This is a genomic window from Campylobacter sp. MIT 12-8780, from assembly GCF_006864535.1.
In the GTDB taxonomy this organism is placed as follows: Bacteria; Campylobacterota; Campylobacteria; order Campylobacterales; family Campylobacteraceae; genus Campylobacter_D.
Window position 1 is genome coordinate 42,174 of the sequence record NZ_QHLL01000012.1, and the last position, 11,118, is coordinate 53,291.

An 11,118-nucleotide genomic window follows, 5' to 3' on the forward strand; every position below is an offset into this window, starting at 1 on the left:
AATATTCCTAATAATAATATTATTTTATCAAATATGTATAAAAAAATATTATTATTAGGAATATTAATGCTATAATTTTTATTAAAATTTTTACAAGGTATTTCAGTGAAAAGAAAACATCTCGTAGTTATAGAATTATTTAATAGAGGAATAAGAACAGACTATTTTTTAAGACAAAACAATCTTAGCAAAGCAAGCTTTTATAATACTATATCAGGTAAAAATGTCGTTCCAAAGGTTTTGAAAGCACTTGAAAAAAATGGCTTACTTGAAATATTTTACCACGAGTTTCCGCATTTAAGAGAAAAGAAATGACAAGCTTGGATTTTATACAAGGACTTTCTAAAAAATACAATGTTGAAGTTTATAGAGTTATTAAATGCTTAAAAACAGCCATCATAGAAAGCGGTAATTATGGAGAAATAAGTGATGAATTGAAAAATAATAAACTTTGTTTTTATGAAACTTTTTATAATAGATTTAAAGAAAAAAGAGTTAGAGAAGTTAAAATTACAAGATATACCTACCAAGCTATACTTGACAATTTCATAAGCAATCTTATTGATATATCTAACGAAGAAAGGCTTGCAAATCTCAAATCAAAAACTCTTGCAAAAAATAATATCATCAAAGGTAGAATTACAAGGATTAAAGCCTTAGGACTTGATGTAATGACAGAACTTGGTTATGGCTTTGCTCCAAAAAAATTTCTTTTTATAAAAGATATTAAAAGCCATTTTTATAAAATTGATAAGCAAATGTATTTTCATATTAAAAAATATCGCAAACATTCACTTAAAATAAAAATTACACTTAGTAGAATTCATAGCGATGTGGATTTAGCCGAAGCAAAAGAATTACTTAGTGATTGTGGAGTATATGCCACACAAAGAATTTTTGGCAAGGAAGTAAAAGTATATTGTGCAACAAAGCCAAGCAAGGAACAAATTAAGGCTTTGGCTACGCAGCTTAATGAAAAAATTAGCATAGAACTAAGGAGATAAAATGACAGAAACAAACAACACCTCATCATCAAGACCAAGCACTGGTGGTATAGGTAATAAGGGCGATGTTAATCAATATGGTTCAGGTAAATTTGCCCACCCAAACTTAGATTTTGGGGAAGCAAAAGAAAGAGAATGGCTTGGAGGTAGAAATATACTCAATGCCCTAAGCGAAATTCAACGCTATCACATTATAGAAGAACGAAGCGAAGAAATTCCAAAAGAATACTTTACTTTGGAACAAATTTGGGATTATCTTAAAATAGGTTTTAAAAGTGGTATGCTTGAAAGCTTTATATTTTCGTGTTTGCTTTGCTTTTTGCAAGTGATTTATCCAAGCTATAAATACTATTTTCAAAATGAGCCTATTACACAAACAGAACAATTATTTTTTAGCTTAAGCTCATACGCACCTATTGTTATTACAACGCTTTTTATGGTATATATCTCTAAATATTACAAAGGCTTACTTACAAGAAGAGCTATTTTTGCCTTAATGAATGGTAGAAGTGCTTCTTTTCTTCTTAAAGGTATAGCAATTTTTCTTCTTTTTTCGTGGATAATGAAAATTTCACTTGAAAACCCAAAGCTTGTATATTCTTGGGCTGATTGGACTATGTGGATTTTTGAACCTTTTATCAGCGGTATTTCAGTAAAACAAGTTTATATATTTTATTATAAATATGCAATTCCAGCTTTACACGACGCAGGCTATGAAATTCTCTTTTCTATGTGTATCTTTGCTTTTTTGCCTTATATTACCATTTTTTATAAAGGCTACAAAGAGAGAAGAGACAAACAAATAATCCAAGATGAATACCAAAATTATTAAAGCAAAAGGAAAAAGTGTTATGAATCAAGAAGAATTCATTCAAAAATACAATGAAGAAAGAGACAAATTAAGAGAAACCACTGCCATACTTGCCAAGCTAAAACCTGAAATAGAAAGAGAGCTTATGCGGACAGGAGAGCTTTCAAGGCGTATAGGCGAAGCTTTAAATATCCAAGATGAAGAATACTATCTTGCAGGTTATTATGCGAATTTGGGGTTTTTAGGAATTGAAAATTTTATACTTGATAAAAGACGCATTAACAAGCAAGAATATGAGCTTATTAAACGCCACCCTATAATCTCTGCTGAAATTTTGGAAGAAAAAGAACTGCACAGAGCAGCTCAATTTGCTCTTTATCATCACGAAAAACCAAATGGAACAGGATATTTTAGAGTAACTAATTATCCTAAGGAATGTGCTTATATTAATATAGCGGATAGGTTTCAAAGCTATATAACTCATCAAATTTATCGCCCTAAATTTACACTTAAAGAAGCTATTGACAAAGCTTTAAAAGACTATAGAGATTATATTTTTATTTCTAAAGATGAAATAGATGCTATCGAGCCTGTTTTAAAGGGATTTTATGAAGTTGTTTAAAAATAAAACATTCATTGGAAAAGGTTTTGAATTTGAAGATATTAAAACTAGGAAAAAGCTCGTTAATATCTTTCAAGATGATGATAATCGATGTAATCACACCTTTGTTTTTGGATCAACAGGAGTGGGTAAAACAAGACTTATTGAGGGACTTATAGAACAAGATATTCCAAAAGGAAATAATGTTGTTATCATTGACCCAAAGGGCGACATAACTTTATTTTCAAAATTTTATGAACTTGCTAAACAAAATGGTAGGGAAAATGATGTGATGTTTATAAGTCCTATATACCCTGAGTTTTCTTTACAAATTAATCCGCTGAGTAATTACTATATGGAAGAAGAACTTATCGCTCATATAGTTGCAAGTGTGCCAGCTAAAGATGAATTTTTCTTTAATATAGCCAATGAAACCACTACAGTTATTGTTAAAACCTTGCTTATTAAAAGGCGATATGAGAAAAATACCGAGCCTCTAAATTTTAATGAAATAGCAGAAAAAGCATATTACTCAGGTTTAATTGAGCTTAGAGATGATCTTGAAGAGCTTAAAAATAATGGAGAATATGAGGAAGATGAACTTGATAGACTTCTTGTGCTTTTCAATCAAGTCCTTTCTTCTCCTCAGGATTATTTTGCAAAAGTATCATCAACTCTAAGAACTACACTTACTCAAATGACTATGGGTAATACAGGCAAAATTATAGGATCGGCAAGAAGCAATGCTTTTATAGACAAGCTTGAAAAAGATGAGGGTGTGCTTTTATATGTAATGACAGGCTCTATGCTTACAAGACAGGTTTCAAGTATTATCTCAAAGGTAACTATTTCAATGATACAATCTTGCGTTGGGCGTATTTATGCTTCAGGGAGAAAATTTAAAAAGCCTCTAATGCTCTATATAGATGAAGCGGCTAGCTCGGTATATATAGGCATAGAAGTTTTATATGCTCAAGCTCGTGGTGCAAAAGTAGCCATTACAGGACTTACTCAAAGCTCAGCTGATTTAGTAGCCGAAATCACAAAAGATAGAGCTGATAAGCTTTTAGAACTTACCAATACTAAAATCATTATGCGTTTAAATGATACTAAATCAGCCAAAACAATTTCTGATCTAGGAGGCAAACACAGGGCTTTTTCTTATTTTTTGACAGTTGAGGGTGGTATTACTTCAAGGGAAGTTGAAGAACTTAATATTGAAGCTGATCATATTACAACCTTAGCTAAAAGAGAAATGTATTATTTTGGTTTTGAGGGGAGATTTAAAGGTAAAACCTTAAGAGTAAATGATGGTTCTTTAAAAATCACTTTTCCTGATATAACCAAAAAAAGTGGGGCAAAAGGCGATGCTTGATCTGATAGAAAGCACGATGAATTATATATACAAGCATTCTTTGATTAGAAGTGTAAGCTTTTATATCTTTGTTAGCTTAATTATCTTTTTTTCTTTTATCTTTGTTTTACTTATATTTAATACTGAAATTTTTAGCCTAAGTGCTTTTTTTGATATAAATACCTATTGGTTTTTAATGCAAAAATACAAAGATATTATTGCTATCTTTCTTATGGTAGAACAAGTTGGACTTATCTCTATAATACTTTGGCAAGATAGAAAGCTTCAAATAGGCAAAAAAGCAAATACTCAAGTGCATATAGAAGAAATAGCTCATCTTTGGACCAAATACAATACACAAAATTATAAAAATAATAGTGAAAAAACCATATACAACAAAGACCAAAATATAGCCAATATCAACGAAAGTCTCCTTAGCGTGGCTCACTTTAATGAAATGCCAAGCTTACTCTTTATAAATGAGACACTAAAGCCTTATGTAAAAAAAATAAGTAGTGGGCATTTAAAGACTATTATTAAGCTCATCAATCTCCTTGAGCAAAACAAAGATTGCCCTAGTGTAGTTGCTTATGCCAAAACTGAACCTAATATGCTTTATAAAGATAGAGAATATGTGAGCTTTGACAAGAAAACAAGATTTGATATTTATGAACAAATTAGCGTATATAAACATTCTTTGAGCGTTGCTAGACTTATCTTAGAACTTATCAAACAAGCTAATATGAGCAAAAAGGACTTTATAGGCAAGGCTATCATTGTGGCTTTAGCTCACGATATAGGTAAAATCAAAAAATATGAGATGAAAGGCTTTGGCGAAAATGGCAAGAGAGTTAATTTTAAAGAATTTAGCGAACAGCCCCATCAAAATCTTTCTTCAATTATTTTATATGATAGTTTTACTGATTGTCCTGATTTAAAGGAAATCGCTGAAGTGGTGCAAAGACATCATAGCGGAGCTTTGAGTAAAGATGAAGTATTGCTTAAATTTTTAATTGATGCGGATAAAGGCACAAGAGATATAGAACTTGATTTATATAGAAAAGGCGAAGAAATTTGTGATTTAAAAGCCAAAACAATATCTGCAAACACCATAAGCAAGCCAAAAGAAAACAAGATCATACCAAAACAAGAACCTATCCAAAGAGAAATGATCGAACCCAAAAACCTTGTAAAATTAGAAAATATATTCAATGAGTCTATATACACAAGCTCAAAACCAAACCTAGCTCTTTTAAAACTTGATTTAGGCAACAAACTTGAAAATAAAGAATTTGAAAGTCTTAACTCTATTTTGAAAAAAGAACTTCAAATAGATGAGCTTAATTTTTGCACCCACGCTCAAGGACTATATCTTGTTTTTATGCAAAAAGATAGAAGCAAGGTGTTTAATCTAGCATACGATATAAGCCAAAGATTAAATTTAAGCGAGTTCAAAACTTACCATATAGGCTTAATAATGTCAAGAGACAGCTTAAATTATGAAGACTGCTTGGAAAAAGTAGAACTTGCACTCAACAAAGCTAAACAGAAAAAAAGCATTATTGTAGATTTTAGGGATATTAAGGGCGATCTTAAAGATAGTGAAAAAATTTCACTAAGTGATGTAAAGCAAGAAGAAGCAACAATAGAACTTAACGAAAAACAAAAGGAGAAAATTTTGGATATGGATTTTGAAGATGTATTTGAAAGTTTTGAAAATAAGGTTAAGGAAGTAAAACCAAACAATCCTATCAAAGAGCAAGCTTTTGATATAGAAAGCATAGAAAGAATTTTCTTAGAGACTTTGAGGACAAAAATCAACACTATGGAAAAAAGGAGTTTTAAAATAGCTAGCATTTCTTATAAAAAATTTGTGCTTTTTACCAAAACCTGCCTTATGCAAACTCTTAAAGAAATTCTTAAAAACGATGAAAATTTGGAACAAAAAATACATTATCTTATTAGATATTATCGCTATCACGAAGATGAAAATAAACGACTCATTTGGTTTGTAGGCGTTGATAATGGGTATTATGAATCAATGTATTATATTAAAAACCCTAATGAAGAGTTAAAAACATTTGCTTGTGTGCCTTTTGAAGCAAAGATGACTTTCAACCTAAGCATAAAAGAACTTGAGAGTATGAAAAAATCTAGTGAAGTATCATCATATAGCATTTTAGAATACAACATAAAAAAGGATACCAATGAAAAATAGACGGACACAAATTCTTAGAAAAAAGAATAGTAGGATTATAGTATCAAGAACGAAAGAGGCGGATATGATCTTAGATTTGGCTCAAAAAACTGATGAAATTTTCTTTAAATTACGCAACCTAGCAGGCATAGAACTTGAATATGAACAAGTCGATACTATGCTTGAAGCTTGGGAAAAAATAATGGTAAAAACTTCTGAAGCTTTAAGAAGTATATCTTCTCGCTTAGATTTAGAATATATAGAACCAAGCCTAATAAGCATTAGTAAAGAAAAAATCAAATAACGACAAAATTCAAAGGATAAACAATGAAAATTAATCAAATCTTAAGATTGATGAATAAAACGCCAAAGCAACTTTTTCTTGTGCTTATTTTAGGTATTGTATCAGCCTATACATTATCATTAAACCAGCAAAAAGCACAAGAAAGTGTTATTCAAGGCATAGTTATCAAAGTTATAGATGGCGATACTATAGATGTGCTTGATTTAAACCAAACAAAACATAGAATTAGACTATATGGTATAGACGCTCCTGAAAAGAAGCAAAGCTATGGTAATAAAGCAAGAGAATTTTTAGCTTCGCTTATCGCAGGTAAAGAAGTAAAAGTGCTTATCAAAGATAAAGACAAATATCAAAGAAATATAGGCTTAATTCTTTTAGATGGTATGGACATAAACAAAGAAATGGTAAAAAATGGCTATGCGTGGGCTTATATTGAATACAGCAAAGATTATGCCACAGAAGAAGTTGATGCTAAAACTTTTAAATTGGGACTATGGGCTGATAAAAATTCTATAAAGCCTAGTGAATTTAGAAAAATTCATAGATGAGAAAAATCAGCACCAATAGTATTATTTAACTGTTTTAGAAAGCAAAATAATATTACAATTTCCAAAGTGGCTAAAAAGCAAATATCAAAGGAGTATAAAACAAAATCATATTTTATGCTCCTAACAGTTTGCCTTACTTACCAATATCTGCAAAACCAAACATCATCTTTCCGTGTGAAACTCCTTGCCCTTTTTTTGTATCCGAAGCTTCATTATATATTTGTGTTTTAACAGGACTAGCAGCTGTTTTAGAGCTTATTTGAATAGCTTTTTCAGCTTTTAAAATCTTATCTCTAGCCATTTCTTCTTTAGTTCTTCTCTTTCTTTTTGGCTTTGTAATACCATCAAAATGAAAACTGATAGAGGGATTTTTAGAGGCAAACTCAAGTATCGCCTGTTCTATAAAAGTTCCACGAACACCTCTTGGCACTTGCTTGAGTATTTGAGCAACTTGCTCCGACTTTGGAATAAATTTAACCCATTTATTTTCTTTCATTTATTTCTCCTTATCCTTTATATTTTGCTTATCTTCTAAACCTTTACAATACCAAGCTAAGCCTTTTATATCGCTATATATACCAAAGATAAAAATAAAAAATAAAAGCGAAAATATGCTTATGCCTGCAATTAGATTTGCTTGGCTATCTCTGTGAAAGAAAGCAATTGTTATTATAATGATAAATACAATGCTTGCAAAGATAAGTTTTTGTAAGCTTTCCTTGACATAAGTCTTGATAGTCCTATTGTTATCAAAATCTTCAAGTTTAATTGTTTTCATTGTTTTTCTCCTTTGTGAATTTGTTAAAAAAATCATCAGAACTTTTTTCTTTTTTGCGTTGCTTAAGAATAAGATGATGAGCTATATCTTTATATTTTTGGATTAAATAAGAAACATAATCATCACAAACTCGATCATATGGATATTTTTTGCATATAAAGGCAACCTTGTGAAGACTCTCGTCTAAGTCTGATTTAGCAAAGTTTGAAGATGATTCTGTGTTTTCAAGAATTTTTATTTCATCAGTGTTTAGCTTAGCATATATAAAATTTTGCATTACTTTTCTTTCCTTATTGAGTGGAGTAGTTGAAAAATCAAGCCCCTCAGCTTCAATTGAAAAAAGGTTATATATAATTAGACAACATTGTATAGAAATAAATAATGTTATAAAGAGAATTCCAAAGAAACCAAGAGTTGAATTTTTATCAAGAATAATTACTGCAATTAAAGATACAATAATATGCAAAAAAGAAAAAAGTATAAGATTGTCAATTAAAAATAATGGAGCAATATTTGCAATAGTGCTTGAAAAAAGTATTGAAATAAGAAATACTGCATACAAGTTTAACATAATGATTACTGCAATTTTGATAAATTTCATCTTCATTCCTTTTTTACTCCCCATCAATTTTTTGCAAATAATCTCGTTGTGCTTTTTCTTTGGTATTTTTTACAAGATTTGTAAAATATTTATTACACGCATAGCTATTTTCATTTGAATGACAAACTATTTGAGTTACATTTAGCAATATTTTAAATTCAGAGTATATATCTGATCTTATACCTATTAAATATGTAAAATTTTGTTTCTCTTCTTTGCTTAGTGTTTTATACATTCTTTCTTGCATTGCACTCGTATCTTTTGAAAAATCTATAACATATCTGTTAATAATGTCAGCCCAGAAAAAAGCTACTGCTATACCGATGAGAAATAGAGTAAATGAATATTTTGTTTTACAAAAAAGTTGTTCGGTAAAACTAAACCAACCAAAGCAAAAAAGGGCTACAGCAAACCAAATTTGGTTATAAAATAAGATAGGTGGAATAATTAAGGCTATTATGTTTGGTATTAGCATAAAACAAGAAAAACCTGCAAAAAATGCTATCCATAAAGCATAAATGATATAAGCAACCTTATATTTTGTTATTTTTCTTCGGTTTTCCTGATTCATTTTTTACCTCTCACTTAAGATTTTTTCAACTTAAAATCCCATATCCTAAAGTCAAAATTTTCAGCTTTCATTTTTCCTCCTTTATATTAAAGCTGTCAGTTATTAGTTTGATGATATTAAAGGCATTATACTCGTCAAAATTATCCTTTTTGATTTCTCTTTCGATTAAAGGTATAACAATATCATCTATTACATCACTTTCAAATATGCACTGCTCTATAATATCTAGTATAATTTCATTTCCGAAAGGATCATTTCGTATTTTTTTGGCAACATAATTTATAAGTTTGTCAGTTTCGTTTTCATTTAGACTTTCTATTTTTGAGTCTTTAAGTTTCTCAAATAAATGATCCAATAATGAATTGAAACCTTTTTCACAAGTAGCTTTATCATCTATGCCATATTTTTCTAAGAATTCTTTACTTCTTTGTTTTGCTAGACTTAAAGCTTCTTTGTAAAAGTCCTCTTTAAAGAAAGCACCAATGGCTTTTAAGTCCATTATGGCTTTATTTATTTCTTTTTCCAACCCTTGATTTTCTTGATTCATTTTGTTTGTCTCCTTATCTGTAAAATTCTTTGCACGCTTCAAATGCGTAAGTTTTGCTTTCATCACGAGGTGCGTTGCCCCATTGTTTAAAGAAAAAAGGCACACCTGCTTTTTTGCAGTCCTCATACAGCTTTTGCACCCACTCAGCTTTCATTGTCCTTGCTTTTTTAGGAGCATTAGGCACACTTTCTCCACCTACGATAACCCAATCAATGTATTTTAAATCCTTGCCAAAATCAAGCTCGCTTAGTAGCGGTTCGCAAGAGATGAAAAAGCGTGTGTTTTTGTTCAAATCTCTAACCTGTTTTAACCCTGCTAAGTTCTCAAACCTTAAATCTAATTGTTCTTGATTTTCAATTGTTACGCCAAAAAGGGCATTATCTGGCAGAGCGTGAAGCCCCAACCATAAACGATTTATCATCCACCCCACTCGTTTTGTCAAAAATAAAAAATCACAATCCTTTCTTTTTCTTATGGCTGAAAATATGCTATTAATCCATTCTTCCTTTACATCTTTATGAAAAGTATCACTCATAGAATTAACAAAAATTTTGCTTCCTGAGGGATATTTTTTGGTATCTTCTAGCTCTTTAAGGCTTTCTTCGTGAAATATAACCTTATCAAACGGCTGGCTGTATTTTTGCACGCTTTTTTGGCTTGGATTTTTAAGATACATTGCGTGAAGTCTTTTGTGCATACTTCTTGCATAGCAATTTTTGCACGCCTCGCTGATACCGCTGCACCCTGTAATGCAATTGAAAGTTTTATCACACCACTCAATCTTACTCATCGCACGCCTTTTAATTTAAAGTGTTCCTCTAATTCAAATTCTTCATATTTTTTGTTCCTTAACCTCGCTGGCAAAGCTCCTGTTTTTAAAGACTTTGCTTTTATTTTGATAAAATAAACACCAAAACAATGCTCGCACTCTACCTCTTCTTCAAAACCATCTTCATCATCATAAACAACAATGTGATTTTTCAAAGCATTCTTTCCTTTGCAAAGAGGGCATTTTGTGATTATTTCAGCTGACATTTTTACTCCTTAACATTTTAAATCTACATTACTAAAATACATAACAATAAGCAATACACAACATATGGAAACACATATTATAATAATAAGCCCACAAATATACAAAAAAGCACTTTTATAATCCCTTGCTTTTATTTTTTCAAATATAGCTTTAATAGCGTCATTAAACATTTTGCAAAAAATACAAATACCTATTATAAAAGAAAACACTAATAAAGAAGTAAGAACTATTGATAAAGAAATACGAATTATTGAAAATATAGTGCTCATCGCTTTACCCTTGCTTTAGCAAATCCGCATTCTCGTGGATATTGCCGATAACTTCAAGCCTTTTTTCGCCATTTCTAATAGTGGATTTAACATATATAGCTATACTATCAAGCTCATCTTCAGTTAAATTTTCATTGAAATATGTAGCATAAATGACAACAAAGCAACCTTTTCTAAAAAAAACTTGCCCAATCTCGCCATTTTTGTGTTTTACAATATCGTTTTCAAGGATTTTAACGCCGTTTTTGTCTGTAAAACCACTCCAAAGCTCGATTTTTAAAGCTGAAGCATTTTCTAAAAAATGGTAGCTTAGTTGTTGCATTAGCATTTGAATAGGATATGTCCTATTTTTAAGGCTAGCAAATCCAGCGTCTTTGACAAAGGATTTTTTATCCTCGTCCCACACCCTAAAATCAAAGTCTTGTAGTTTCATTTTTTACCTCCTTATTTATTTATGAATGTGCCTATATTCATCTTCAATCAAATCATCGCCTAAA

At 30.4% G+C, this 11,118-nt stretch carries 16 protein-coding genes; 8 read left to right on the plus strand and 8 right to left on the minus strand.

Annotation, left to right across the window (positions count from 1 at the left end; genetic code table 11):
* Positions 1-105 precede the first annotated feature (105 nt).
* From DMB95_RS08850 to DMB95_RS08885, 8 genes are read left to right on the plus strand one after another with little or no spacing between them, the layout of a single operon-like run.
* Positions 106-315, plus strand: coding sequence for a hypothetical protein (locus tag DMB95_RS08850; RefSeq protein WP_034906568.1), 210 nt, complete (start codon positions 106-108; stop codon positions 313-315).
* Positions 312-1,004 carry a hypothetical protein gene (locus DMB95_RS08855; RefSeq protein WP_142931768.1) on the plus strand — a complete coding sequence of 231 codons (693 nt, stop codon included), beginning with the start codon at positions 312-314 and terminating at the stop codon, positions 1,002-1,004. The genes DMB95_RS08850 and DMB95_RS08855 overlap by 4 nt, the downstream gene beginning before the upstream one ends.
* Position 1,005: 1 nt before the next feature.
* Positions 1,006-1,836 (plus strand): hypothetical protein, encoded by an 831-nt coding sequence (locus DMB95_RS08860; RefSeq protein ID WP_142931769.1) that lies wholly within the window; start codon positions 1,006-1,008, stop codon positions 1,834-1,836.
* Positions 1,837-1,855: 19 nt separating this feature from the next.
* Positions 1,856-2,437: an HD-GYP domain-containing protein gene (locus DMB95_RS08865; RefSeq protein ID WP_162056951.1), complete on the plus strand. Its 582-nt coding sequence runs from the start codon at positions 1,856-1,858 to the stop codon at positions 2,435-2,437.
* Positions 2,424-3,791, plus strand: coding sequence for a type IV secretory system conjugative DNA transfer family protein (locus tag DMB95_RS08870; protein ID WP_142931771.1), 1,368 nt, complete (start codon positions 2,424-2,426; stop codon positions 3,789-3,791). Before DMB95_RS08865 ends, DMB95_RS08870 begins: the two co-directional genes overlap by 14 nt.
* Complete coding sequence (locus DMB95_RS08875; RefSeq protein WP_142931772.1) at positions 3,784-5,988, plus strand: HD domain-containing protein; 2,205 nt, start codon at positions 3,784-3,786, stop codon at positions 5,986-5,988. The genes DMB95_RS08870 and DMB95_RS08875 overlap by 8 nt, the downstream gene beginning before the upstream one ends.
* Complete coding sequence (locus DMB95_RS08880; protein ID WP_142931773.1) at positions 5,978-6,271, plus strand: hypothetical protein; 294 nt, start codon at positions 5,978-5,980, stop codon at positions 6,269-6,271. The genes DMB95_RS08875 and DMB95_RS08880 overlap by 11 nt, the downstream gene beginning before the upstream one ends.
* Positions 6,272-6,294: 23 nt before the next feature.
* A complete protein-coding gene (locus DMB95_RS08885; protein WP_238386986.1) occupies positions 6,295-6,819 on the plus strand; it encodes a thermonuclease family protein in 525 nt (174 codons plus the stop codon).
* Between the two features lie 133 nt (positions 6,820-6,952).
* Here DMB95_RS08885 and DMB95_RS08890 read toward each other — a convergent pair whose 3' ends face one another.
* From DMB95_RS08890 to DMB95_RS08925, 8 genes are all read right to left on the minus strand, one after another.
* Positions 6,953-7,315, minus strand: a complete 363-nt coding sequence (locus tag DMB95_RS08890) for a hypothetical protein (RefSeq protein WP_142931774.1) — start codon at positions 7,313-7,315, stop codon at positions 6,953-6,955.
* Positions 7,316-7,597: a hypothetical protein gene (locus tag DMB95_RS08895; protein ID WP_142931775.1), complete on the minus strand. Its 282-nt coding sequence runs from the start codon at positions 7,595-7,597 to the stop codon at positions 7,316-7,318.
* Complete coding sequence (locus tag DMB95_RS08900) at positions 7,584-8,198, minus strand: hypothetical protein (RefSeq protein ID WP_142931776.1); 615 nt, start codon at positions 8,196-8,198, stop codon at positions 7,584-7,586. The genes DMB95_RS08895 and DMB95_RS08900 overlap by 14 nt, the downstream gene beginning before the upstream one ends.
* A gap of 13 nt (positions 8,199-8,211) precedes the next feature.
* Positions 8,212-8,769 carry a hypothetical protein gene (locus DMB95_RS08905; protein WP_142931777.1) on the minus strand — a complete coding sequence of 186 codons (558 nt, stop codon included), beginning with the start codon at positions 8,767-8,769 and terminating at the stop codon, positions 8,212-8,214.
* 67 nt (positions 8,770-8,836) lie between these two features.
* Positions 8,837-9,316, minus strand: coding sequence for a hypothetical protein (locus DMB95_RS08910; protein WP_142931778.1), 480 nt, complete (start codon positions 9,314-9,316; stop codon positions 8,837-8,839).
* 13 nt (positions 9,317-9,329) lie between these two features.
* A complete protein-coding gene (locus DMB95_RS08915) occupies positions 9,330-10,106 on the minus strand; it encodes a DUF5131 family protein (protein ID WP_142931779.1) in 777 nt (258 codons plus the stop codon).
* The gene (locus DMB95_RS08920) at positions 10,103-10,351 is read right to left on the minus strand and encodes a hypothetical protein (protein ID WP_142931780.1); all 249 of its coding nucleotides are present in this window, start codon (positions 10,349-10,351) and stop codon (positions 10,103-10,105) included. The genes DMB95_RS08915 and DMB95_RS08920 overlap by 4 nt, the downstream gene beginning before the upstream one ends.
* Before the next feature lie 274 nt (positions 10,352-10,625).
* Positions 10,626-11,054, minus strand: a complete 429-nt coding sequence (locus tag DMB95_RS08925; RefSeq protein ID WP_142931781.1) for a YopX family protein — start codon at positions 11,052-11,054, stop codon at positions 10,626-10,628.
* Positions 11,055-11,118: the final 64 nt, after the last annotated feature.

Excerpts from the sequence above, each read along its gene's own strand:
- DMB95_RS08865 (WP_162056951.1), top strand. The coding sequence starts at position 1,856 with ATGAATCAAGAAGAATTCATTCAAAAATACAATGAAGAAAGAGACAAA.
- DMB95_RS08925 (WP_142931781.1), bottom strand. The coding sequence starts at position 11,054 with ATGAAACTACAAGACTTTGATTTTAGGGTGTGGGACGAGGATAAAAAA.
- DMB95_RS08920 (WP_142931780.1), bottom strand. The coding sequence starts at position 10,351 with ATGTCAGCTGAAATAATCACAAAATGCCCTCTTTGCAAAGGAAAGAAT.
- DMB95_RS08880 (WP_142931773.1), top strand. The coding sequence starts at position 5,978 with ATGAAAAATAGACGGACACAAATTCTTAGAAAAAAGAATAGTAGGATT.
- DMB95_RS08860 (WP_142931769.1), top strand. The coding sequence starts at position 1,006 with ATGACAGAAACAAACAACACCTCATCATCAAGACCAAGCACTGGTGGT.
- DMB95_RS08900 (WP_142931776.1), bottom strand. The coding sequence starts at position 8,198 with ATGAAATTTATCAAAATTGCAGTAATCATTATGTTAAACTTGTATGCA.
- DMB95_RS08905 (WP_142931777.1), bottom strand. The coding sequence starts at position 8,769 with ATGAATCAGGAAAACCGAAGAAAAATAACAAAATATAAGGTTGCTTAT.
- DMB95_RS08910 (WP_142931778.1), bottom strand. The coding sequence starts at position 9,316 with ATGAATCAAGAAAATCAAGGGTTGGAAAAAGAAATAAATAAAGCCATA.
- DMB95_RS08895 (WP_142931775.1), bottom strand. The coding sequence starts at position 7,597 with ATGAAAACAATTAAACTTGAAGATTTTGATAACAATAGGACTATCAAG.
- DMB95_RS08875 (WP_142931772.1), top strand. The coding sequence starts at position 3,784 with ATGCTTGATCTGATAGAAAGCACGATGAATTATATATACAAGCATTCT.
- DMB95_RS08890 (WP_142931774.1), bottom strand. The coding sequence starts at position 7,315 with ATGAAAGAAAATAAATGGGTTAAATTTATTCCAAAGTCGGAGCAAGTT.
- DMB95_RS08870 (WP_142931771.1), top strand. The coding sequence starts at position 2,424 with ATGAAGTTGTTTAAAAATAAAACATTCATTGGAAAAGGTTTTGAATTT.
- DMB95_RS08915 (WP_142931779.1), bottom strand. The coding sequence starts at position 10,106 with ATGAGTAAGATTGAGTGGTGTGATAAAACTTTCAATTGCATTACAGGG.
- DMB95_RS08855 (WP_142931768.1), top strand. The coding sequence starts at position 312 with ATGACAAGCTTGGATTTTATACAAGGACTTTCTAAAAAATACAATGTT.
- DMB95_RS08885 (WP_238386986.1), top strand. The coding sequence starts at position 6,295 with ATGAAAATTAATCAAATCTTAAGATTGATGAATAAAACGCCAAAGCAA.